The sequence below is a fragment of the Curtobacterium sp. ZW137 genome (assembly GCF_003762905.1).
Taxonomy (GTDB): domain Bacteria; phylum Actinomycetota; class Actinomycetes; order Actinomycetales; family Microbacteriaceae; genus Curtobacterium.
The window spans coordinates 432,880-455,365 of the sequence record NZ_RJKS01000003.1; the positions used below are offsets into that span (position 1 = coordinate 432,880).

Below are 22,486 nucleotides of genomic sequence, written 5' to 3' on the forward strand. Positions count from 1 at the left end.
GTCGTCGTCATCCCCCGCGGTGGCGACTGGGGGGAGCGTGTCGCCGCGGCCGCACGGGAACGCGGACTGGAGCCGAGGATCGTGCCGCTGATCGCGACGCAGCCCCCGGCCAATCCGGTCCCGCTCGACCGTGCGGTCGCGCGGTTGGTCGCCGCCACCCCGGACGGGAGGCCCCGCTCGCGTCCCGACGTCGGCGCAGCCGGGCGCACGGCCGGGTACACGTGGTTGGTGGTGACGAGTGCGACCGCCGTCACGGTGGTCGCCGGACGCGTGGCGAGCCTCCCGTCCGCTCTTCGGGTCGCTGTGGTCGGTGAGCCGACCGCACGTGCCGCGCGTGCTGCGGGCTGGGCTGTCGACCTGGTCCCCGACCAGGCGTCGGCGGCAGCGCTCGTCGACGCCATGCCGGACACCGACGGCACCGTCCTGTTCCCCCGCGCGGACATCGCGGCGCCGACACTGGCGACCGGCCTCCGTGCCCGGGGCATCGACGTGGACGACGTGGTCGCGTACCGTACGGTCGGGACCGGTGACGAGCCGGTCTCCCTCGACACGGTGCCCGCCGCGGTGCTCGTGACGAGCGGCAGCGTCGCCCGGGAGATCGCCCGTCGGATGACCCCGCTCGACCCCGGCACCCTCGTGGCGTGCATCGGCCCCGGCACCGCGTCGGAGGCCCGTGCCGCGGGCCTGGACGTGCACGTCGTCGCCCCGTCCCGCTCCGCAGAGGCACTCCTCGACGCCGTCGTCGACACCCTGAACCGAACCGCCCCCGAACAGGAAGGCACCCCGTGACCGGCCGCTTCCCCCAGGTCCGCCCCCGCCGACTCCGAGCCACCCCCGCGATGCGACGGCTGGTGGCCGAGACCCGGCTGCACCCCGCCGAGCTCGTGCTGCCGATGTTCATCCGCGAGGGTGCGACCGAGGCCGTCCCGATCTCGAGCATGCCGGGCGTCGAGCAGCACTCGCTCGACTCGTTCCGTCGCGCGCTCGTGTCCGCGGCCGAAGCGGGGGTCGGCGGCGTGAACCTCTTCGGCGTCCCCGAGACGAAGGACGCGACCGGATCCGGCGCCACCGACCCGGACGGCATCCTCAACGTCGCGATCCGCGTCGCGAAGGAGGAGGTCGGCGACGCCCTCGTCGTGCAGTCCGACCTGTGCCTCGACGAGTTCACCGACCACGGGCACTGCGGGGTGCTCGCCGCCGACGGCTCCGTCGACAACGACGCGACGCTGCTGCGCTACCGGGACATGGCCGTCGCGCAGGCCGAGGCGGGCGCCGAGCTCGTGTGCATGAGCGGGATGATGGACGGCCAGATCGCCGCCGCCCGTGATGCGCTCGACACGGCCGGTCACTCCGGCACGGCACTGCTCGCCTACGCGGCGAAGTACGCCTCCGCGTTCTACGGCCCCTTCCGTGAAGCCGTCTCCTCCTCGCTCGTCGGGGACCGCCGGACCTACCAGATCGACGCAGCGAACGGACGCCAGGGCCTCCGCGAGGTCGCGCTCGACGTGGACGAGGGCGCGGACATCGTGATGGTGAAGCCGGCGATGAGCTACCTCGACGTCCTCGCCGAGACCGCCGCCACGTCGCCCGTTCCGGTCTGGGCCTACCAGATCTCCGGCGAGTACGCGATGATCACCGCGGCCGCGCAGAACGGGTGGATCGACCGGGACGCCGCCGCGATGGAGTCGCTCGTCGGCATCAAGCGCGCCGGGGCCGACGCGATCCTGACCTACTTCGCGACCGAGATCGCGCGGAAGCTCAACGACGAGGCCGGACTCCGGACCTCCGGCAGCACGGCGGGCGTCGCCGGCATCGCCTCGACCGGGAAGGCCCCCGAATGACCACCGCAGCATCGACCACGACGAACGGCCAGCTCTTCAGCCGGGCCAAGAACAGCATCCCGGGCGGCGTGAACTCGCCGGTCCGCGCCTACGGCTCGGTCGGCGGGACCCCGCGCTTCCTGGTGTCCGCGAAGGGCGCGTACGTCACCGACGCCGAGGGTCGTGAGTACGTGGACATGGTCGCGTCGTGGGGTCCCGCGATCCTCGGGCACGCGCACCCGGCGACGGTGCAGGCCGTGCAGGACGCCGCCGCCCGTGGACTGTCGTTCGGGGCGTCCACCCCGGGCGAGACCGAGCTCGCCGAACTCGTGAAGCAGCGGGTCTCGGTCGACGGCGACGGTCCGATCGAGAAGATCCGGATGGTGTCGACCGGCACCGAGGCGACGATGACGGCGATCCGCCTGGCCCGCGGGTACACCGGCCGGGACCTCCTCGTGAAGTTCGCCGGGCACTACCACGGGCACTCCGACTCGCTCCTGGCCGAGGCCGGGTCGGGCGTCGCGACGCTGGCGATGCCGGGCAGTGCGGGCATCACGGCCGAGACCGCCGCGCAGACCCTCGTCCTGCCGTACAACGACCTCGACGCGGTCCGCCGCGCCTTCGACGAGCACTCGGAGCGCATCGCCGGCGTCATCGTCGAGGCGGCCGCGGCGAACATGGGCGTCCTGGCGCCGGACCGCGGGTTCAACCGGGCGCTCGCGCAGATCGTCCAGTCGCACGGCGCGCTGCTCATCGTGGACGAGGTCCTCACCGGGTTCCGCGTCGGGTCCGCCGGGTGGTGGGGGCTCGAGGCGTCGAAGGTCGTCCCGGACGGCGCCGGGTGGAAGCCCGACCTCATCACGTTCGGCAAGGTCATCGGCGGCGGCATGCCCCTCGCGGCACTCGGTGGTCGGCGCGAGGTGATGGACTTCCTGGCGCCGCTCGGCCCCGTGTACCAGGCGGGCACCCTCTCCGGGAACCCGCTCGCGGTCGCTGCCGGGATCGCCACGCTCCGCGCCGCGACGCCCGCCGTGTACGAGTCGCTCAACCGGACCGCGTCCGTGATCTCCACGGCGACGAGCGAGGCGCTGTCGGCCGAGGGCGTGGCGCACACCGTGCAGCGCGCCGGGAACCTGTTCTCGTTCGCGTTCACCGAGCGGGCCCCGAAGAACTACGACGACGTCCGCGCGCAGGACACCTGGCGGTACGCGCCGTTCTTCCACACCATGCTCGACGCCGGGGTCACGCTGCCGCCGAGCGTCTTCGAGGCGTGGTTCGTCACCGCCGCCCACGACGACCGTGCCGTGGACCGGGTGCTCGGCGCGCTGCCGGCCGCCGCGAAGGCCGCAGCGGCCGCCACCGCGTAGCGGCCACCGCCCGGCCACCACCGCGTTGCCGCTGGCCGGTACGCCGCTACGCCGCCCGGCGTGCGTGCCAGCGGCCCTCGTTCCGCGCGATGGCGAGCGGGAAGTCGAAGGCGTGCGAGACCGCGGACGACGTGATGACCTCGTCCGCGGTGCCCTGCGCGACCGCGGCGCCGTCACGGAGCAGCATCGCGTGCGACGTCGACGCGGGCAGGTCCTCGAGGTGGTGGGTGACCATCACACTGCCGAGATCGGGGTGACGGTGCCGCAGGGCGTCGACGGTCTCGAGGAGGTGCTCCCGCGCCGCGACGTCGAGCCCGGTCGCCGGCTCGTCGAGGAGCAGCAGCTGCGGCTCCGACATCAGCGCCCGGGCGATGAGGGCACGTCCACGCTCGCCCTGGGACAGCACCGGCCACCGGGAGTCCCGGCGGGCGGCGAGCCCGACGGCGGCGATGTGCTCCTCGGCCCGGGCGACCTCGGCCGCGGTCGGTTCCCACCGCATCATCAGGTCCGTCGTCCCAGTGAGCCCGGTCAGCACCGTCTCGAGCACGGTCAGCGGGGAGAGCATCCGGTGGCGCGGGTCGACGTGCCCGATGTGCTCCCGGAGTTCCCGCACGTCGACGCGGCCGAGCCGGCGCCCGAGGACCTCGACGGTGCCGGCGGTCGGGTGCCCGGTGGCACCGAGCACGGCGAGCAGCGTCGACTTGCCCGCACCGTTCGGGCCGAGGAGCGCCCAGTGCTCCCCGCGGCGGACGGTCAGGTCGATGTCGTGCAGCAGGTCACGGCCGGACCGGGTCACACGGACGCCGGAGGCCTGGATGAGGACGTCGTTCACGACTCCATGCTGCCGTACCGCGTGCGGACGTCGTCGACGTGGGCGTCGAAGTGGGCGGCGAGCGCGTGGCAGGCGTCCGAGGCGATGTCGGGGTCGCGGGACGTCACGGCCTCCTCGAGGAGCTGGAGGAAGTCCTCGACCGCCCACTGCCGGAAGGGCGGCGGCTCGGGGAGGATGTAGGCCAGCCGGGCGATGACCACGGTCGTGGTCTGGCGCATCGCCCGGTTCGGGCTGCGGAGGGCGAAGAAGCGGTTCAGCTCGAGCAGCGTGGTCGTGTACGCGTAGTCGCGCACGCGGGCCTCGCGGCGGGCTCGGGCGATCAGCGCGGTGAGCTCGTCGACGTCGCCGTCGGTGAGCACCGGGATGCTGCTCCTCGCGCACATCTCCTGCAGCCCGAGCAGCAGGCTGATCGTCTCGGCCCAGTCGTCGACGGTCGGCGTGCTGACGAGCACGCTGCCCTCGCGGTCCGGACCGGCCTCGACGAGGCCCATCACCTCGAGGCGGCGGATCATCGGCAGCAGGCGCTGCAGGGGCACCCGGAACCGTGCGGTGAGCGCTCGCAGCGGGTACTCCTGGCCACGGACGAGGGACTCGTCGCGGATCGACCCCAGCAGCTCGAACCAGTCGGCGTCCGGGCGCCAGTCCGCCCAGTACAGGTCGTCGGAGGCGTGCCCGGCCGTCTGGCGGAGGTCGGTGCCGAGCACTGCGGCGCTCGACGTCAGGTAACGCTCCCACAGCCGGGCGAACACGTGCGCCGCACGCTCGGCACTGCCGGTGTCGCGGAGCCGGAGGGCCTGCAGCGACGACGCGAGCCACGCCTCGTCGTCGGGGTCCTGCCACGGCGGCCGGGTGGCGAGCCCGTAGCGCATCTGCTGCATCGTGCGGACGAGGAGCCGGGCGGTGAAGTCCTCCGGCGTGCGCTCCGCCCAGAAGTCGATCGTGGCGAGCACCGTCGTGTCGAGTTCGTCGCCGCGTTCCGCCGCGGCGCGACGTGCCGCCGCGACGAGCTCCTCGTACCGCCTGACGTCGTCGTTCGTGGCGACGGGCACGAGCGCGCGCATCGACACCTCGACGAGGCCGACGAGCAGCCGGGTCCCCTCGGCCCAGGCGACGGGGTCCAGCCGGGTGAACCGGACGACGTCCCCCGGTGTCACGTGTGCGAGTCCGATGTCGGCGAGCCGCTGCAGGGCACCGCCGAGGACGGCCGGACGCACGTCGAACCGCTCGCACAGCGCCAGGACGTCGTACGGGGTGTCGTCCCGGAGCGTCCCGTCCCGGACGCCCGCGAGCACCAGCGCGAACGCGTCGTCGAACACGGGACGTCGGTCCCGGTTCGACGACGTGTCGGCCATCGTCAGCCGCGCGCGGCGCGGACCGTCTCGATGTGCTGCTCGAAGTTGCGGGTCAGGGCACGGCCGGCCTCGGCCGCCGTCTCGCCGTCGCGGTCGGAGAGCGCCTCGCGGAGGATCGAGAAGAACGCCTCGGACTCGTACTGCTCGAACGGCGGGGTCGGGTTCAGCGTGAACCGGACGCGTTCCAGGGCACCGGTCGCGGCGACCTGCACGAGCGGGTTGCCGGAGTGCGCGATGGCGAACTCGATGATGTCGGTGAGCGCGCCGCTGAACCCGTAGTCGCGGACCTTGCGGAGGCCGTCGGCACGGTCGAGGAGCTTCTCGAGCTGCTGGGCGTCGGCATCGCTGTACTCGGGGACGCCCCAGCGCAGGCTGAGCTCGAAGAACCCGGTCATCGCGCGGGTGGCGGTGACCCAGTCGTCGATCGTCGGGGTCGCGACGCGGGTGTACCGGTTCGCCTCCATCTCGACGAGACCGATGTCGACGAGCTTCGCGATCGCCTCACGGATCGGGGTGCGACTGACACCGAGCCACTGCACGAGCTCGTCGTCGTTGAGGCGCTCGCCGTGCTGGAGCGTGCCGTCGCGGAGTGCTGCGAGCATCTTGTCGTAGACCACGTCGCGCAGGAGCTTCCGCGGCGAGTTCTCGACGGTGGACTTGGGTACCGGCATCCGGGGCTCCTCACGAGTCGTGCGTTTGGTACTCCAAACCTAGCGTGTCAATATGCAAGCGCTTGTGAAACAACAGTATTGTGGAACGTCAGCGCGAGGTGTCGACGATCGTCCGGCCGTGCACCCGCCCCGCGACGATCTCCGGCCCGAGGGTGACCGCCTCCTCGAGACCGACGGTCCGGGTGATCGGCGCGAGCAGGGCCGGGTCGAGCTCGGCGGCGAGCACCTCCCACGCCTCCCGACGCAGCGCCGCCGGAGCGTCCACGGAGTTGATGCCGAGCAGCGACACCCCGCGGAGGATGAACGGCAGCACGGTCGTGTGCAGCTGCACGTCCTGCGCGAGACCGCACGCGGTGACCGCGCCGCCCCAGCGCGTCGAGGCGAGCAGGTTCGCCAGGGTCGCCCCGCCGACACTGTCGACCGCGCCGGCCAGGGTCGCCTTCTGCATCGGCTTGCCCCGCTCCGCCAGGGTCGCCCGGTCCACGACGTCGGACGCGCCGAGTGCCCGGAGCGCCTCGCCGTTCGCCGGACGACCGGTGGACGCGGTCACCCGGTACCCGCGTCCGGCGAGCAGCGGGATCGCGACGGACCCCACCCCGCCGGAGGACCCGGTCACCAGGACCGTGCCGTCCCCGGGAGCCACGAACCGGGCGAGCGCGAGGACACTCAGCGCGGCGGTGAACCCCGCGGTCCCGATCGCCGCGGCGAAGTCCTCGTGCACCGACTCGGGCAACACGACGAGGGACGCCGACGGCACGACCGCCTGGGTCGCCCACCCGCCGTGCCGCGTCTCGCCGGCACCGGCACCGTTCAGGACGACCCGGTCGCCGATCGCGACGTCGTGCACGCCCGGTCCGAGCGCCGCGACGGTGCCGACGACGTCGATGCCGGGGACCAGCGGGTCGACCCGCGCGACACCGGGGTCACCGGCAAGCGCGAGGCCGTCCTTGTAGTTCAGGCTCGAGTAGGCGACGTCGACCAGCGCCTCGCCCTCACCGGGATCCGGGACGTCGACGTCGGAGAGGGCGGGGGCGGTGGTGCTGGACACGAGGACGGCGCGGGTCATGTGCCGGACGCTACCCCGAGCCTCCGGACCGGGTCAGACGCGACCGGGCCGGTGACGGCGACGAGCGCGCTCAGCCGAACAGGATCGCGGCCTCGTCGAACCGCGACTGCGGCACCGTCTTCAGCTCACCGAGCGCGTCCGCGAACGACACGTGCACGATCTCGGTCCCGCGGAGCGCGACCATCCGGCCCCACCGTTCCTCGACCACGGAGTCGATCGCGGCCAGGCCCAGCCGCGTCGAGAGCACCCGGTCGTACGCCGTCGGCGTGCCACCGCGCTGGATGTGTCCCAGCGTGGTCGCCCGCGTCTCGATGCCCGTCATCTCCTCGATGAGCGGAGCGAGGCGCTCGCCGATCCCGCCGAGCCGCGGACGGCCGAACGCGTCGAGTCCGCGCTCCGAGTGCGCGTTGTCCTCGTGGTCGGGGACGAAGCCCTCGGCCACGACGACCAGGGGTGCGCGTCCGCGGTCGTAGGCGGACTGCACCCACGCGGCGATCTGCTCCATGCTCGTCTTCTGCTCCGGGATGAGGATCGCGTGCGCGCCGGCGGCCATGCCGGACTGCAGGGCGATCCAGCCGACGTGCCGGCCCATCACCTCCGCGACCATGCAGCGGGAGTGCGACTCACCGGTGGTCCGGAGGCGGTCCATCGCCTCGGTCGCGATCTCGACGGCGGTGTCGAATCCGAACGTGTAGTCGGTGGCGCCGAGGTCGTTGTCCACGGTCTTCGGGACGCCGACGATCTTCAGTCCGGCATCGGTCAGCCGTTTCGCCGCCGCGAGGGTCCCCTCACCGCCGATCGCGATGATCGCGTCGATGCCGTGTCGCTCGAGGACGCGCTGGATGTTCTCCACGCCGCCCTTCTCGCCCTCGAACGGGTTGGTGCGGCTCGTGCCGAGGATCGTGCCGCCCTGTTTCGCGATGCCCTGGATGTCCTTGCGACCCAGGGGCACGATGTCGCCCTCGACGACGCCGCGCCAGCCGTCACGGAACCCGACGAACTCGTACCCGTGGATCGCGATGCCCTTGAGGACCGCAGCCCGGATGACCGCGTTGAGTCCGGGGCAGTCGCCGCCGGAGGTGAGGATGCCGATGCGCATGGGATGACTTCCGTTGTCGGGTGGTGGGTCGGGTCCCATCTTGGCCGACGGTGGTGTCGCTTACCATCCCTCTCATGCACCAGGTCCGTCTCGAGCCGCCGCCGACCGGTGGCGCACGTCTCGACACGGCCTACCGCCCTGGAGGCCCGGTGCACGTGGCCGCGACGCTGCGGCCCCTGCAGCGCGGCTCCGGCGACCCGGCCTTCCGGGTGGTCGGGTCCGACGTGTGGCTCGCGCTCCGGACGCCCCAGGGGCCGGCGTCGGTCGTGGTCCGGCCCGCCGGGGACACGATCGCGATCTCCGCGTGGGGTGACGGCGCAGCGTGGGCGATCGAGCACGGACCGGACCTGGTCGGCCGCGGCGACGACTGGTCCGACCTCGACGTCTCTGCACACGCGTTCCTGGCGGACGCCCGGCACCGGCAGCCCGGGCTCCGGCTGTGCCGGACGAACACCGTCGTCGCGATGCTCGTGCCGGCGATCATGGAGCAGAAGGTCACCTCACGGCAGGCGTGGGGCGCGTGGCGGTACCTCCTCCGTCGCTTCGGGACACCGGCCCCCGGTCCGGCGCCGGTCGGCATGATCGTGCCGCCGTCCGCCGACGAGTGGGCGCGGATCCCGAGCTGGGAGTGGCACCGGGCCGGCATCGAACCGGGGCGCTCCGCCACGGTGATGCGGGCCGTGAAGGTCGCGCCGGCGCTCGAGCGGACCCTCGCACTCGGTCGCGGTGGAACCGTCGTCGCCGCCCGGCTGCAGTCGATCCCCGGCATCGGGGTGTGGACCGCCGCCGAGACGACGCAGCGGTCCCACGGCGACCCGGACTCGCCGAGCGTCGGGGACTTCCACGTGCCGGCGCTCGTCGGGTGGGCGCTGACCGGCGGCCCGGTGGACGACGACGGCATGCTCGAGCTCCTCGAGCCCTTCCGCGGGCACCGGCACCGGGTCGTCCGGCTGATCGGCGGCAGCGGTTTCCGGAAGCCCGCGTTCGGTCCCCGCATGACGATCCAGGACCACCGCCGCCACTGACGCGGCTACCGCTGTTCGGAGCCGTCCGGGTTCACCACGTACCAGACCCCGCCGACGCCCTGCCCGGTGACGTCGCCCGGCTTCGTGTCCTCGGCGTACGTGTAGAGCGGGCGGCCGTCGACCGTGACCTGCAGCTTCCCGTCCGCGCCGGTGATCGTCCCGACCGCGCCCGTGACGCCGGTCACGGCGGGCTTCGCCGAGTCGGACTCGATCGGCGGCCAGGCCGCTGCGCACCCGCCCGTGCAGGTGCTCTTGCCCGAGCCCTTGACGTCCTGGTCGTAGAAGTACGCGGTCATGCCCTTCCCGTCGACGACGATCGTCCCGAGCGAGGTGGCGGCCGTGGCGATGCCGTCGTCGGCCCCGTGACCGCCGGTGTCGCCGCCCTTGTCGTCCGTGCCGTACGCCCCGCCGGCTGACGAGGACGGGGACGACGACGACGAGGACGACGACGACGATGACGGCGCAGTGGACGCCGACGTCGGGCCGGCGTCTCCGGACGACGCCGAGGACCCGGCGGAGCACCCTGCGAGCGCCAGCGCGGCGAACGCGACGCCGACTGCCAGCAGGCCGGTACGGGTGGAACGTGTGGTGCGCATGGGGTGACCCCTGTCCTGCGGAGCCGCGCCGGGCCTCCCGGCATGGACGGATCCACTCATCGGTGACACGGCGGGACGGGCCGGATCGTTCGATCTCGCTCCGGATCGAACGATCCGCCGGTCTGTCTCGTTGACCGGGTATGCGGAGACGAACGAAGGTCCTCATCGGCATCGCCTCGGGCGTCGTCGTCCTCGGTGCCGCCGGTGTCATCGGCGGCCCCGTCCTCTACGCGAACGTGGTGAACGGCGCGGCCGACGCCGCACCGACCCTCGCCCCGACCGGCGGGGCCACCCTGGACCCCGCCCAGGCGGACGGCGACTGGACGTCGTCCGCCGACTCCTTCGCCGGGTACCGGGTGCACGAGGTGCTCCGGGGCCAGGATGTGACCGTGACCGGTCGGACGAAGGACGTCGAAGCGCGTGCCACCGTGGCCGGCGGATCGCTCACCGGGGCGACCGTGACGGTGCGGGTGGCATCGATCTCGACGCCCGAGTCGGCCCGCGACGAGTACTTCCGGTCCGAGGCGCTGCAGACCGACCGGTTCCCGACCGCGACGTTCCGCGTGACCGACCCGGTCGACGTGCGCGCGGCGCTCGCCGGGACGGACCGCGACGTCACCCTCCGCGGCGACCTGACCATGCACGGGGTCACGAAGGCGGTTTCCGCGGACGCCCAGCTCGGCGTGGACGGTTCCGGGCACGTCGAGGTCGCCGGGTCGGTCCCGGTCACCTTCGCGGACTACGGCGTCACGGCACCCGACCTCGGCTTCGTCACGGTCGACGGACACGGCGCCGTCGAGTTCTCGCTCGAGCTGGAACGGTGACCGTGGCAGCGCGACCGGCGGACGAACTGCTCGCGGCCCTGCACGCCGAACACGGGGACGCACTCTTCCGGTACGTGCGGCACCTCACCCCGGACCGTGCGCTCGCCGAGGACGTCGTGCAGGAGACCCTGGTGCGCGCGTGGCAGCGCCCGGCCGTGCTCGAGCGCGACTCGGACGGCGCTCGCGCGTGGCTCTTCACGGTCGCCAGGAACCTGGTCGTGGACGATGCCCGATCGGCACGGCACCGCCGCGAGTTCGGGTCCGACGACCCCGTCGACGAACCGCAGCCGGACCGGACCGACGCAGTCCTCGACGGCATCCTCGTGGCCGACGCACTCGCCGCGCTGTCGCCGGAACACCGCCGGGTCGTCGTCGACGCCTACTGGCTCGGCCACACCGTCCCGGAGATCGCCCGACGCCACGGCATCCCCGAGGGCACCGCGAAGTCCCGTCTGCACTACGGACTCCGCGCACTCCGACTCGCACTGCAGGAACGAGGGGTGACCCGATGACCGACGACCGCTACCGGGACTGGGACGCCGCGTACGTGCTCGGGTCGCTGCCGAACGACGAGCGACTGGAGTACGAGCGGCACCTCGAGACGTGCGCCGCGTGCCGCGCCGCCGTCGCGGAGCTCGCGGGCGTGCCCGGACTCCTCGGCCGGCTGCCGGCCGAGGACGCGGTCGCGATCGCGGACCCGGACGGGAGGCCCGACCCGGCTCCCGAACGCACGCTCGCCTCGGTCGCGCACCGTGTCCAGGGCCGTCGGCGGCGTCGACGGGCGCTGGTCGCGGTCACCGCGGGGCTCGCCGTCGTCGCCGCGGTCCTCGGCGGGGTCGCGGTCGGTGGCGCACGGGTCGAGCCCGCGGCACCGACGGCATCGGCGCTCGCCGGCGGTGCGTCTCCGGCTCCTGCCGGAGGTGCATCGGAGCGCTACGCGATGACCTCGGGTTCAGCGACCGGGCTCCGCGTGGACCTCGACGTCACCGGGAAGGCGTGGGGGACCCGGTTCGACTGGGGCTGCACGTACGGCGGCCGCGACTGGGGGAGCGACAGCGCGGTGATGTACGACCTGGTCGTGGTGCGGAAGGACGGCACCGACGAGACCGTGGCGTCCTGGACGGCTTCGGGGCGCGAGGCTGCGGGGCTGGCGGCGGCGACGGACGTGCCGCTGCACTCGATCGCGTCGGTCGAGGTGCGCCTGCACGACGACCCGCGCGCGCTGGCGTCGGTGGCGCTCTGACGGCGCCGGGTGGCCACCGGTCGATCGGTGGCTACCGGAGCGACCGCGCGGCCGCGATCCGGTCCTTCACGGCGTCGAGCTCGGCGCGCGGACGCCACCGGCCGGCGCGGACGACCCCGACGACGTCGTGCAGGGCGTCGACGCTCGCGAGCGGATCGGCGCCGAGCACCACGAGGTCGGCCTGCTTGCCCTCGGCGACGGACCCCTGACGGTCGGTGGTCCCGAGGAAGCGTGCGGGGCCCAGTGTGGTCGACCGGAGGACGGTGAGGGGTGCGAGCCCGGCGGCTGCCATCTCGTCGAACTCCTGGTGCAGGGCGTGGCCCGCGACGACCCATCCGGCGCCGCACGCGTCCGTGCCGGCGAGGAGTGGCACCCCGGCCTCCTCGAACAGCTTCGTGAGCCGGAGCTGGAGGGCGTAGTTCCGCCGGTACGTGGCGCGTGCACCGGCGTCGACCTTCGCGAACCGCGCGTTCGACCCGCGCCAGGTCCTCAGCGTGCCTGCGTCAACGTACCGCAGCGCCGGGTCCTCGGTGTGCACCGGGTCGTCGGCGAGCTGCTGCGTGCGGACCCGGATGAGGGTCGGGCACTGCCAGGTCTCGTGCGCCACGAACTCGGCGGCCACGTCGAGCGCACGCTGCTCGTCGAACGTGGCGTCGGCGCGGGCCAGGACGTCGACGTCCGTCGCGGTGTTGGCCGTCACGGGGTTCACGACGAGTCGGCGGATCACCTTCGCCATCACGCGGGCCATGCCGGGCAGGCGGAGCTTCGGCACCCGGATCGACTTCGCGCCCGCGGCCGCCTCGGCGAGGATCGCGGACTCGTCCGTCGACGTCGCCGCGGTGATCCCGACGCCGGGGCCGAGGTGCTCGATGCACCGCATGCCGCGCCGGGACGCCTCGCGGACGTCGATGCCGTTCGGCAGGTGACCGGCGACGGGGATGCCGACGCGGGCGGCCTCGTCGAGGACGGCGAGCAGCACCGCCGGGGTCACCGACGCGACCTTCAGGAAGTCGGCGCCGAGGGCGTGCTGCTCCCGCACGGTCGCGACGGCGGCCTCGACGGTCCCGGCGTTCACCGGGGTGAGCAGGTCGCCGGGCATCGCGACCAGGGCCGGTCCGTCGGCGGGCAGGCCGAGGTCGCCCGTGGCGCGGGCGGCCAGCAGCGCCGGTGAACCGCTCATCTGCCGGAACCCCGTGATGCCGTACGCGCCCATGAGCTCGAGCGCGTCGGATGCGCCCGGGAGCCCGAGCGGATGGGCGTGCATGTCGACGTACCCGGGGACGACGAAGTGGCCGGCAGCGTCGACGACCTCGGCGTCGCCCGGTGGTGTCGTACCGGTCGGGGTGATCGTCGCGATGTGGCCGTCGACCACGAGGACGTCGACCCCGGGCACGAGGGCCCCGGCCTCGACGTCGACGACGGTGGTGGCGCGGAGCAGGAGCGGTGTCGGCATGGCCAGCACGCTACGGAGCCGGCACTGCGCCGGGACGAGGAGTTCCACTGGGTGGAAGGATGGCGTCCGTGACGGGCGCAGGGAGCCGGACCGGGATGGTGGAGCGGGCCTTCGCGGTGCTCGGGGCGTTCGACGACCGGCACCGGGTCCTCACCCTCACTGAGCTCGGCCGCCGGTCCGGACTGCCGGTGAACACGACGCTGCGCATCGTGCGCGACCTGGTCGGCACCGGAGCCCTGGAGCGCCGCGCGGACGGGACGTACGTGGTCGGGCTCCGGCTCTTCGAGATCGCGGCGCTCGCCCCGCGGAGCCAGGGCCTCCGTGCCCTCGCGATGCCCTCCCTCGAGGACCTGCACGCGGTCACCGAGGAGCACGTGCTCCTCACCGTGCGCGAGGACGACGAAGCCGTCCTCGTCGAACGGCTCTCCGCCCGGGGCGCCGGACGCGTGCGGTACCGGGTCGGCGGCCGGATGCCCCTGGACCGGACCGGTGGCGGGCTGGTGCTGCTCGCCCACGCTCCCACGGGCCTCCAGGACGCGGTGATCGCGACCACGGACGGATCCGGACTGCTCGGGCCGGGCAGTGACCTCCGTCGTCAACTGGCGGCGATCCGGCGGGAACACGTGCTCGTCGCTGCGGAGCAGACCGCGACCGACGGCGCGCTGCCGATGGGCACGGTCGCCGCCCCGGTCGTGGGACCCGGTGACGTCGTCGTGGCGGCCGTCTCCGTCGTGCTGCCGGCGGACCCCGCCGCTGCGAGGGCTCTCGTCCCCGCCGTCCGCACCACGGTCAGGGCGATCTCCCGCGCGCTCGTCGCCCGCCGCTGACCTCCGGCTTCCACCCAGTGGAAGCCGCCCGATCCGGCACGGCCGACGGTCGTAGCGTCCAGCACATGCCAGCAACACTCACCGACGTCCACGCCCACTTCCTGACCGACGATTACGTCGCCGCGGCCCGCGCCGCGGGCATCGAGCACCCGGACGGCATGCCCGGGTGGCCAGGGTTCGACCTCGACGACCAGGTCGCAGCCATGGACCGCCGCGGCATCGAGCGCGCGGTCCTGTCGGTCTCCTCACCCGGGGTGCACCTCGTCGCGGGCGACGACGCGGGTGCGCTCGCACTGGCCGAGCACGTCAACGACGCCGCGACGGGGATGGTGCGCACGCACCCGGAGCGTCTCGCGTTCCTGGCCGCGGTGCCGCTGCCGGACGTCGACGCCGCGGTCCGTGAGCTCCGTCGCGCGATGGACGCCGGTGCCCTGGGCGCGATCGTGGAGTCGAACGCACACGGCCGGTACCTCGGTGACCCGGCGTTCGAACCCCTCTGGGCGGAGCTCGACCGCCGTCGCGGGATCCTCTTCGTCCACCCCACGTCGCCGCCCGCCTGGGAGCAGACCTCGCTCGGGCTGCCGCGGCCGATGCTCGAGTTCATGGTCGACTCGACCCGGACGGTCATCGACCTGCTCGTCGCGGGGGTCGTCGCACGCCACCCGGGCATGCGCGTCGTCGTCCCGCACTCGGGCGCGACCCTGGGCGTCCTCGCCGACCGTGTCTCGGCGTTCCTGCCGATGCTCGTCGGAGCGGACGTCGGTGCTGCCTGGGACGCCCAGCTCCAGGAGCTGTGGTTCGACACCGCCGGCACACCGTTCCCGCGGGCGATCCCGGCCCTGACCGGCCTCGTCGGCACCGACCGCGTCCTCTACGGCAGCGACTCGTGCTGGACGCCCCCGGCCGGCGTCGACGTGCAGCTCGCCGCGATCGACGGGGCGCCAGCGCCCGAGGGTGCGACGTCGTGGCGGGCGCTGACCGCGGCGAACGCCGAGCGGCTCCTCGCCGGCCCTGCCGCCTGACGGTCAGTCGTGGACGGGCTCGCCCGGGCCGATCGCGGCCTGCAGCCGGGCGCTGACCGAGCGGAGCGTGCCCGCGTCGTCGGCCACCGGTTCCCAGAACAGGTGCTCGAGCGCAGCGGTGTGCGCGCGGATGCCGGCGAGCACCGCACGGCGACCGTCCGGGGTCATCACCACCCAGCTCCCACGGCCGTCGGTCGGGCAGTCCGCCCGTTCGACGAGCCCGCGCGAGACCATGCGCGTGACCTGGTGGCTGACACGGGACTTCTCCCAGCCGATGCCCGCCGCGACGTCACGGACCCGCAGCCGGTGGTCGGGCTCGCGGTGCAGCCCGATCAGGATCTCGAACTCCGGGATCGAGATGCCGGCGCCCTGCTGCACGGCGTGGTCGAGCGCCCGGTCGAGGCGCCGCCAGACGTCGTGGTACGCGTCCCACGTGGCCCAGTCATGGCCTGCCCCACCCTGCTTCGACATCCCACCAGCGTATCCATCGGGGACACACTCGGCCGGGTGCTGACACATTGCTGACTCTTGGGCGGCGCCCGGCGTGCTCCGAGGTCAGGTCGGTGGCGCGGCATACGATCGGACCATGCCGAGCGCCCGCATCCAGGACTGCACCGACGACGCCGTCGCCCTCGTGCGACGGTGGCTGGCGGCGTCCGCGGACGTCAAGCCCGACGCCGGCGCGGCCCGGCTCGCCGGGGTCCTCCGCGACGAGCAGGGCCTCGACTTCACGCTCGGGTTCGTGGACCGGGTCATCCGGCCCGAAGACCCCAGGGTCGCGGCGCGCAACCTCGAGAAGGTCAGCCAGGACGTCCCCGACGCCCTGGCCTGGTACCTCCGGGGAGCGGTGTCCTTCGGCGGCGGGTTCGCCACGATGGCGCCGTGGGCCGTCATCCCCACCGCACGCCGGATCCTCCGCCGGATGACCGGACACCTGGTGATCGACGCCAGCCCGTCGAAGCTCGGTCCGGCGCTCGCGAAGGTCGGCGGCGACGGCACACGGCTCAACGTGAACCTGCTCGGCGAAGCGGTGCTCGGCAGCGGGGAGAGCGACCGCCGACTCAAGGGCACCATGGACCTCCTCGCCCGGGACGACGTCGACTACGTCTCGATCAAGGTCAGCGCCGTCGTGCCGCAGATGTCGATGTGGGCCTTCGACCAGACCGTCGAGCGCGTCGTCGACCGGCTCGTCCCGCTCTACCGACTCGCAGCGTCGAGCCCGACACCGAAGTTCATCAACCTCGACATGGAGGAGTACCGCGACCTCGACGTCACGCTCGCGGTGTTCCAGGAGCTGCTGGGCCGTGACGAGTTCCTCGGCCTGCACGCCGGCATCGTGCTGCAGGCGTACCTGCCCGACGCCGCAGGGGCGCTCGAGTCCCTGACGTCGTGGGCCACCGCACGCCGGGCCCGGGGCGGTGCGCCGGTGAAGGTGCGACTCGTGAAGGGCGCGAACCTCGCCATGGAGCGCGTCGAGTCGATCGTCCACGACTGGCCGCTCGCCACGTGGGGCAGCAAGCGCGAGACCGACACCGCCTACCTCCGGATGCTCGACGCCGCGCTGACGCCGGAGCGCACCGACGCCGTGCGGATCGGGGTCGCGGGGCACAACCTCTTCGACCTCGCGACCGCGTGGGTGCTCGCCCAGCGCCGCGGGGTCACCGACGCCGTCGACGTCGAGATGCTCCTCGGGATGGCCGCGACCCACGCCGACGCCGTGCGTGCCGACGTCGGGCAGATCCTGCTCTACACACCCGTCGTGCAGCCGGACGAGTTCGACTCCGCGATCGCCTACCTGGCCCGCCGCTTGCAGGAGAACGCCAGCCCGGAGAACTTCATGTCGGCCGCGTTCGACATCGACCACGACGAGTCCGCCTTCGAGCGCGAACACCAGCGGTGGCTCGCATCCGTCGCGGCACTCGGCGACCCGGTGCGCCCGACGAACCGCACGCAGGACCGCCGACTGTCCCCTGGTGACCCGATCCCGCGCGACGCCTTCCGGAACGCGCCGGACACCGACCCCGCGATCCCCGCGAACCGCGAGTGGGCCGCCGACGTCCTCCGCCGGGTTCCCCGCTCGCAGCTCGGCGCGCAGACGATCCGCGGTGCGCGGGTCCTCGACCGCACCAAGCTCGAACGGATCGTCCGCAGCACCGCCCAGGCCGGCGTGAACTGGGGCCGCCAGGACCCGGTCGACCGCGCCGAGCTCCTCGAACTGATCGGCCACGAGCTCGAGACCCGACGCGCCGACCTCGTCGAGGTGATGGCCGCCGAGACGGGCAAGACCATCACGGAAGCCGACGCCGAGGTGAGCGAGGCGATCGACTCCGCCCACTACTACGCGGACCGGGCCAGGCACCTCGCGGACATCACCGGTGCCACCTACGTCCCGCCGCGCCTGACCGTGGTCGTGCCGCCGTGGAACTTCCCGGTCGCGATCCCGGCCGGCGGGGTGCTGGCCGCGCTCGCCGCCGGCAGTGGCGTGCTGTTGAAGCCCGCACCGGAAGCCAAGCGCTGCGGTGCCGTGCTGGCGGACATCCTCTGGGACGCCGGGGTCCCGCACTCGCTGCTGCAGCTCATCGACCTCGAAGAAGACGTGCTCGGCCGCCAGCTCATCGCGCACCCCGCCGTCGACCGGATCATCCTCACCGGGGCGGCGGAGACCGCCCGGTCGTTCACGTGGTGGCGTGCCGGACTGCCGTTGACCGCCGAGACCAGCGGCAAGAACGCCATCGTGGTGACACCGTCGGCCGACATCGACCTCGCCGTGCAGGACATCGTGCAGTCCGCGTTCGGGCACGCCGGGCAGAAGTGCTCCGCCGCGTCGCTCGTGGTCCTCGTCGGTTCCGTGGCGGAGAGCGAGCGCTTCCGCCGGCAACTCGTCGATGCGACCCGCACCCTGCGCGTGGCGTGGCCGGACGACCCCACGGCGCAGATGGGTCCGCTCATCGCCGAGCCCACGGGCAAGCTCCGCAAGGGCCTCACCGAGCTCGGGCCGGGGGAGTCCTGGCTCGTGCAGCCCGTCCCGCTCGACGACTCCGGACGGCTCTGGTCGCCGGGCATCCGCGACGGCGTCCGCCCGGGCAGCGACTTCCACCAGACCGAGTACTTCGGTCCGGTGCTCGGCATCATGCACGCGGAGACCCTCGACGACGCCATCGCGATCCAGAACGGCACCGACTTCGGCCTGACCGCCGGCATCCACTCCCTCGACGTGGACGAGGTCGCGGACTGGCTCCACCAGGTCCAGGCCGGCAACCTCTACGTCAACCGCGGCATCACCGGGGCGATCGTCGGGCGGCAGCCGTTCGGCGGGTGGAAGCGCTCCTCGGTGGGCACCGGCACGAAGGCCGGCGGCCCGATGTACGTCGCGACCCTCGGCCGCTGGGAGCCGACACCGCGCAAGGTGCACAAGAGCATCCAGCTGCACGGGCTGTCCCCGCGGGTCACCGCCGTGATCGAAGCGGCACGCAGCGGACTCACGTTCGAGGAGTTCGACCAGGTCCGCGCCGGCGCCACGAGCGACGTGCAGGCCCGCGAGACCCAGTACGGCGTCTCGCACGACCCGTCCGCGCTCGTCGTGCAGCGGAACGTGCTGCGCTACCGTCCGCAGTCGGTCATCGTGCGCCAGGCCGAGGGAGCACCGAGCGGTGACCTCGTGCGCTCGCTCGTCGCCGCGACCGCGGCACGGGCGCACGTCCTGCTGAGCACGGCACGTCCGTTGCCCGGGCCCCTCACCCAGCTCTTCGCGTCGAGCCGTTCCCCGCTCGACGTCGTCGACCACGTCGTGGAGTCCGACGAGGAGTTCCACCGTCGCGCCGCGTCGGGTGCGGTGTTCCAGGACGACTGGTCGAACCCGTCCGACGAACCGCAGGACGCGATCGAGGTCGTGCTCTCCCAGGGCCAGGAGCGTCCGAAGCACACGGCGTTCGGCGGTCCCGGCGCCCGCATCCGGCTGATCGGCGGTGACCACCTCGCGCTCGAGGAAGCGCTGGGTGCCAGCGTCGACGTCGCGGTGTTCGCCGCGCCCGTGGTCGAAGGCGGCCTCATCGAGATGCTGCCGTTCATCCGCGAGCAGTCGGTGTCGATCACGGCCCACCGCTTCGGGGACCTCGACGCCGACTTCACGGACCTGCGCGTCTGAGCCGCCGATGCACGACGGTTTCGTCGCGCGGTCCGGGCTCACCCCGGCCGAACTGGAGGCCCTGCGCACGTTCCGGACGCCGCTCACCTGACCCGGTCGGCGGCACGGCGCAGCACCGCGACCAGGCCGGCCGGGTCGGGCCGGTAGCCGGGATCGACCTCCGCACGCCACCGGCCGTACAGCTCGTACGCGCGGAGCGCCACGGTCGGGTCGAGCGCGCCCGCGGTGAGCGCGGCCACGTCCGCGGCGCGGTCGTCGTACGGCGTCGGGAGGCGGTGGTGGACGGTCCCCGCTGCCAGGTCCGCCCGCACCATCGACTGGACCAGGGCCTCCCGTCCGATGCCCAGGACCAGGTGGAGGCCGATGAGCAGGTTCCCGCGGCCGAGCCGGGTCGCGGCGAGCACCGCGTCGAACCGGACGTCGACATCGGAAGGTGGTTCGGGGAGGAGTACCGACGGTCCGTCGACCGTCAGGTCCACCCGGCGCCCGTCCCGCGTGACGAGTCGGAGCTGTTGCCCGGACTCGGTGCTGGATCCCTGCCATGCCCAGAGCGGCGCGCCGAGCACCCGCTCGACGTCGAGCGGTTCGTGCGTGACGACCCGCACGTCGAGGTCGCTCCACGGGTCGAGGGCGTCAGCGCCCGTGACCGACCCGTACGGCTCCACGGCGCCGGTCGGCAGCGCGGTCCGCAGCTGCGCGAGGGTCTCGTGCCGCCAGTCGCCCATGCCCTCAGCCTGCCATCCGCGTGGGCGGGAGGTCAGTCCTCGGCGTCGCCCTCGTCCTCGGGCTCCACGCCCGTCTCGTCCATGCGGTCGCGGAGGTGGTCCGCCATCGACGCCGCGCCCTCGTCGCCGTGGTCGTGGTTCACCTGTTCGATGAGGCCGGACAGCTTGTCGTGGTTCGTCGCGTCGGTGGCGCCGTCCATGACGGGCTCGGTCTGCTCGTTGTCGCTCATGTTCCGGACGCTACGCGGCCGTCCCGGGGGAGCCGCGCACGTCGTACCCCGAAATGGGGGGAAAGAACTGTCTGTCCCCCTTTGTGCGGACCCGCTAGGCTCCATGACAACGAGCCACACCCGATCGGTGGAACCCCTGACCACCGCAGGCTCGCACAGGGCATCGACGCTCCGGCCCTCGAGCGTCCCCTGCGCTCGGGCCGGAGCGCGGTGGCCCGATCCACACGCGCTGACGTGCTCTCGATCCGGCGCTCAGGCGTTCCGGTCGATCGCGTCGACCGCGTCGCCCGCCCGGTAGTGCAGCTCCACGGCGCCGCCGCGGAACGGGGTCGTCCCGACGAGCTCGAACACCGACGTCGGCGCAGCGACGGGGAGGAGCGGTGCCCCCATTCCGAGCGCGAGCGGCATCACCGTGACGCGGAGCTCGTCGAGGAGACCGGCTTCCTGGTACTGCGCCGCGAGCAGCCCGCCGCCCATCACCCAGACCCCGCGCGCCCCGGCGGAACGCTCGATCACGGCCTGGTGGTCGGTGACCGGGCCGGACACGAACCGGACGTCCGCACCGACCGGAGCGGTGAGGGCTCGCGAGGTGAACACCCACGTCGGCAGGTCCGGGTAGGGCCAGGTGCCCTCGTGCGTGGTCAACCACGCGAAGGTGCTCGACCCCATCACGATCGCCCCGACCCCGGCGAAGAAGTGGTCGTGGTGCTCCTGGAACGGCTCGAACCCGAACTGCAGCAGCCAGTCGAGGTCGTCACCGGGCGCAGCGACGAAGCCGTCCAACGAGGACGCGACGGAGTAGGTCGTGGTCATGCCCGGACGGTACCGAGCCCCACCGACACGCCTCAGCGCTTGCGGCCCGTCCCGACGAGCGTGACCTCGGCGACCGCCAGCGCGGTCGCGATCCAGAACTGACTCGTCGCCACCCGGCGCCACTGCCCGCCGACGAGCATCAGCGGCAGCATCGTCACCGCGTGGGTGGCATCGACCGCCGCGCCGAGGGTGTGTGCGTCGCCGGACCGCGCGCGGAGGAGCAGCGCCGCCTGCGCGAGCTGCCGGACGCCGAGCACGCGGTAGAACACCGCGGTCCGCGGAGCAGCGCCGGCCCGGACCAGGTGCAGTCCGCCGAGGACGAGCCGAGCCGCCTCGACGGCCGATGCGCGCTGCCGCCGACGATCCCGTGCGCGGCTCATCGTCGACGCCCCGCGGCCAGCACCGCTGCGCCGGCGACGCCGAGCGCCGCGCCGATCAGGCCGTTGCCGAGACGCCGGTGCTCCACCCACCACGTCTGCGGCGACCACGCGTGTGCACTGTCGTCGAACACGCCGTGCGCGCCGTGGTCGCCCTCGACCGGCTCGTCGAGGTTCGACGGCAGCATCTGGCCGTCCTTCGACGCGGTCTGCTGCCCGGACACCAGCGTCTTCGCCGCGTACCAGTCCGCGAACCGTCCGCTGATCCGGTTGCCGAGGATCGTGTACACCGTCGACTCGCCGACCCAGGTGCGGCGGCGCGGGCGCTCGGCGGTGGCGGCGATCGCCCGGGCACCGACCTCGGGCTGGTAGATCGGCGCGACGGGCTGCGGGTGGTGCGGGAGCTGCGACTTGACCCAGTTGAACTGGATCGTGTTGAGCGCCGGCATGTCCACGCGGGACACCTGCACGCTGCTGCCCTGCTCGATGAGCTCCGACACGACCGACTCGGTGAACCCGACGATGGCGTGCTTCGCTCCGCAGTAGGCGGCCTGCAGCGGGATCCCACGGAAGCCGAGTGCCGACCCGACCTGGATCACCTGGCCGCGGTCGCGGGGAACCATCCGGCTGAGCGCGGCGCGGGTCCCGTTCACGAAGCCGAGGTACGTGACCCGCAGTGCGCGTTCGAAGTCCTCCGGCTCGGTGTCCAGGAACCGGCCGAACACCCCGACCATCACGCCGTTCACCCACAGGTCGATCGGACCGAGCTCGGCCTCGATCCGGTCGGCGGCGTCCTCGACGGCCTGCCGGTCGGAGACGTCCGCGGCGACCGCCAGTCCCCGGCGCCCCGCTGCTTCGACCTCGGCTGCTGCCGCGTCGGCGCCCTCCTGCCCGCGCGCGATCACGGCGACGTCCCACCCGCGGGCCGCGAGTTCGCGCACCGTCGCCCGTCCGAGTCCCGCTGATCCGCCGGTCACCACTGCCACACGTGTCATGTGCC

Annotated in this window: 23 protein-coding genes; 10 read left to right on the forward strand and 13 right to left on the reverse strand. The window is 73.2% G+C overall.

Annotation, left to right across the window (positions count from 1 at the left end; genetic code table 11):
• Window positions 1-9: 9 nt before the first annotated feature.
• Genes EDF55_RS11720 through hemL form a run of 3 tightly spaced genes read left to right on the forward strand, consistent with a single transcriptional unit; the run spans window position 10 to window position 3,187 of the window.
• Window positions 10-789, forward strand: coding sequence for a uroporphyrinogen-III synthase (locus EDF55_RS11720; RefSeq protein ID WP_260235937.1), 780 nt, complete (start codon window positions 10-12; stop codon window positions 787-789).
• Window positions 786-1,841 carry a porphobilinogen synthase gene (hemB, locus tag EDF55_RS11725; RefSeq protein WP_260235894.1) on the forward strand — a complete coding sequence of 352 codons (1,056 nt, stop codon included), beginning with the start codon at window positions 786-788 and terminating at the stop codon, window positions 1,839-1,841. Before EDF55_RS11720 ends, hemB begins: the two co-directional genes overlap by 4 nt.
• Window positions 1,838-3,187: a glutamate-1-semialdehyde 2,1-aminomutase gene (gene hemL / locus EDF55_RS11730; protein ID WP_123655130.1), complete on the forward strand. Its 1,350-nt coding sequence runs from the start codon at window positions 1,838-1,840 to the stop codon at window positions 3,185-3,187. The genes hemB and hemL overlap by 4 nt, the downstream gene beginning before the upstream one ends.
• 46 nt (window positions 3,188-3,233) lie before the next feature.
• Here hemL and EDF55_RS11735 read toward each other — a convergent pair whose 3' ends face one another.
• From EDF55_RS11735 to EDF55_RS11755, 5 genes are all read right to left on the reverse strand, one after another.
• Complete coding sequence (locus tag EDF55_RS11735; protein ID WP_123655131.1) at window positions 3,234-4,019, reverse strand: ABC transporter ATP-binding protein; 786 nt, start codon at window positions 4,017-4,019, stop codon at window positions 3,234-3,236.
• A complete protein-coding gene (locus EDF55_RS11740; protein ID WP_123655132.1) occupies window positions 4,016-5,371 on the reverse strand; it encodes an FCD domain-containing protein in 1,356 nt (451 codons plus the stop codon). Before EDF55_RS11740 ends, EDF55_RS11735 begins: the two co-directional genes overlap by 4 nt.
• Window positions 5,372-5,373: 2 nt before the next feature.
• Window positions 5,374-6,042 carry a GntR family transcriptional regulator gene (locus EDF55_RS11745; RefSeq protein ID WP_123655133.1) on the reverse strand — a complete coding sequence of 223 codons (669 nt, stop codon included), beginning with the start codon at window positions 6,040-6,042 and terminating at the stop codon, window positions 5,374-5,376.
• An 88-nt stretch (window positions 6,043-6,130) separates the two neighbouring features.
• Window positions 6,131-7,108 (reverse strand): acryloyl-CoA reductase, encoded by a 978-nt coding sequence (locus tag EDF55_RS11750; RefSeq protein ID WP_123655134.1) that lies wholly within the window; start codon window positions 7,106-7,108, stop codon window positions 6,131-6,133.
• Window positions 7,109-7,178: 70 nt separating this feature from the next.
• Complete coding sequence (locus tag EDF55_RS11755; protein WP_123655135.1) at window positions 7,179-8,207, reverse strand: 6-phosphofructokinase; 1,029 nt, start codon at window positions 8,205-8,207, stop codon at window positions 7,179-7,181.
• 74 nt (window positions 8,208-8,281) lie between these two features.
• Between EDF55_RS11755 and EDF55_RS11760 the strand changes: the two genes are divergently transcribed.
• Window positions 8,282-9,232, forward strand: a complete 951-nt coding sequence (locus EDF55_RS11760; RefSeq protein WP_123655136.1) for a DNA-3-methyladenine glycosylase — start codon at window positions 8,282-8,284, stop codon at window positions 9,230-9,232.
• A gap of 5 nt (window positions 9,233-9,237) precedes the next feature.
• On the opposite strand, the gene EDF55_RS11765 is transcribed toward EDF55_RS11760, so the two are convergent.
• The gene (locus tag EDF55_RS11765) at window positions 9,238-9,828 is read right to left on the reverse strand and encodes a hypothetical protein (RefSeq protein ID WP_123655137.1); all 591 of its coding nucleotides are present in this window, start codon (window positions 9,826-9,828) and stop codon (window positions 9,238-9,240) included.
• A gap of 140 nt (window positions 9,829-9,968) precedes the next feature.
• On the opposite strand from EDF55_RS11765, the gene EDF55_RS11770 reads away from it, so the two are divergent.
• From EDF55_RS11770 to EDF55_RS11780, 3 genes are read left to right on the forward strand one after another with little or no spacing between them, the layout of a single operon-like run.
• Window positions 9,969-10,652 carry a YceI family protein gene (locus EDF55_RS11770; RefSeq protein WP_123655138.1) on the forward strand — a complete coding sequence of 228 codons (684 nt, stop codon included), beginning with the start codon at window positions 9,969-9,971 and terminating at the stop codon, window positions 10,650-10,652.
• Window positions 10,649-11,164 carry a sigma-70 family RNA polymerase sigma factor gene (locus EDF55_RS11775; protein ID WP_123655139.1) on the forward strand — a complete coding sequence of 172 codons (516 nt, stop codon included), beginning with the start codon at window positions 10,649-10,651 and terminating at the stop codon, window positions 11,162-11,164. The genes EDF55_RS11770 and EDF55_RS11775 overlap by 4 nt, the downstream gene beginning before the upstream one ends.
• Window positions 11,161-11,895: an anti-sigma factor gene (locus EDF55_RS11780; protein ID WP_123655140.1), complete on the forward strand. Its 735-nt coding sequence runs from the start codon at window positions 11,161-11,163 to the stop codon at window positions 11,893-11,895. Before EDF55_RS11775 ends, EDF55_RS11780 begins: the two co-directional genes overlap by 4 nt.
• 31 nt (window positions 11,896-11,926) lie before the next feature.
• On the opposite strand, the gene EDF55_RS11785 is transcribed toward EDF55_RS11780, so the two are convergent.
• Window positions 11,927-13,348 (reverse strand): amidohydrolase family protein, encoded by a 1,422-nt coding sequence (locus EDF55_RS11785; RefSeq protein WP_123655141.1) that lies wholly within the window; start codon window positions 13,346-13,348, stop codon window positions 11,927-11,929.
• 68 nt (window positions 13,349-13,416) lie between these two features.
• On the opposite strand from EDF55_RS11785, the gene EDF55_RS11790 reads away from it, so the two are divergent.
• Both EDF55_RS11790 and EDF55_RS11795 read left to right on the forward strand, forming a co-directional pair.
• A complete protein-coding gene (locus EDF55_RS11790) occupies window positions 13,417-14,175 on the forward strand; it encodes an IclR family transcriptional regulator (protein ID WP_221180749.1) in 759 nt (252 codons plus the stop codon).
• Between the two features lie 65 nt (window positions 14,176-14,240).
• Window positions 14,241-15,197, forward strand: coding sequence for an amidohydrolase family protein (locus EDF55_RS11795; protein ID WP_123655142.1), 957 nt, complete (start codon window positions 14,241-14,243; stop codon window positions 15,195-15,197).
• A gap of 3 nt (window positions 15,198-15,200) precedes the next feature.
• Here the strand turns inward: EDF55_RS11795 and EDF55_RS11800 are convergent, their stop codons facing one another.
• Window positions 15,201-15,668: a MarR family winged helix-turn-helix transcriptional regulator gene (locus tag EDF55_RS11800; protein WP_165931347.1), complete on the reverse strand. Its 468-nt coding sequence runs from the start codon at window positions 15,666-15,668 to the stop codon at window positions 15,201-15,203.
• 115 nt (window positions 15,669-15,783) lie between these two features.
• Here EDF55_RS11800 and EDF55_RS11805 point away from each other — a divergent pair, with 115 nt between their 5' ends.
• Window positions 15,784-19,341 carry a bifunctional proline dehydrogenase/L-glutamate gamma-semialdehyde dehydrogenase gene (locus EDF55_RS11805; RefSeq protein WP_123655144.1) on the forward strand — a complete coding sequence of 1,186 codons (3,558 nt, stop codon included), beginning with the start codon at window positions 15,784-15,786 and terminating at the stop codon, window positions 19,339-19,341.
• An 83-nt stretch (window positions 19,342-19,424) separates the two neighbouring features.
• On the opposite strand, the gene EDF55_RS11810 is transcribed toward EDF55_RS11805, so the two are convergent.
• The 5 genes from EDF55_RS11810 to EDF55_RS11830 all read right to left on the reverse strand — a co-directional run bounded on the left by EDF55_RS11810 (window position 19,425) and on the right by EDF55_RS11830 (window position 22,481).
• Window positions 19,425-20,066 carry a hypothetical protein gene (locus EDF55_RS11810; protein ID WP_123655145.1) on the reverse strand — a complete coding sequence of 214 codons (642 nt, stop codon included), beginning with the start codon at window positions 20,064-20,066 and terminating at the stop codon, window positions 19,425-19,427.
• Window positions 20,067-20,098: 32 nt separating this feature from the next.
• Entirely contained in the window at window positions 20,099-20,296 is a 198-nt protein-coding gene (locus EDF55_RS11815; protein WP_123655146.1) for a hypothetical protein, read from the reverse strand.
• A 252-nt stretch (window positions 20,297-20,548) separates the two neighbouring features.
• A complete protein-coding gene (locus EDF55_RS11820) occupies window positions 20,549-21,109 on the reverse strand; it encodes a dihydrofolate reductase family protein (protein WP_123655147.1) in 561 nt (186 codons plus the stop codon).
• A 32-nt stretch (window positions 21,110-21,141) separates the two neighbouring features.
• Window positions 21,142-21,489 (reverse strand): hypothetical protein, encoded by a 348-nt coding sequence (locus EDF55_RS11825; RefSeq protein ID WP_123655148.1) that lies wholly within the window; start codon window positions 21,487-21,489, stop codon window positions 21,142-21,144.
• On the reverse strand, window positions 21,486-22,481 hold the full coding sequence (locus tag EDF55_RS11830) for an SDR family oxidoreductase (RefSeq protein WP_123655149.1): 996 nt from the start codon (window positions 22,479-22,481) through the stop codon (window positions 21,486-21,488). Before EDF55_RS11830 ends, EDF55_RS11825 begins: the two co-directional genes overlap by 4 nt.
• Window positions 22,482-22,486 lie beyond the last annotated feature (5 nt).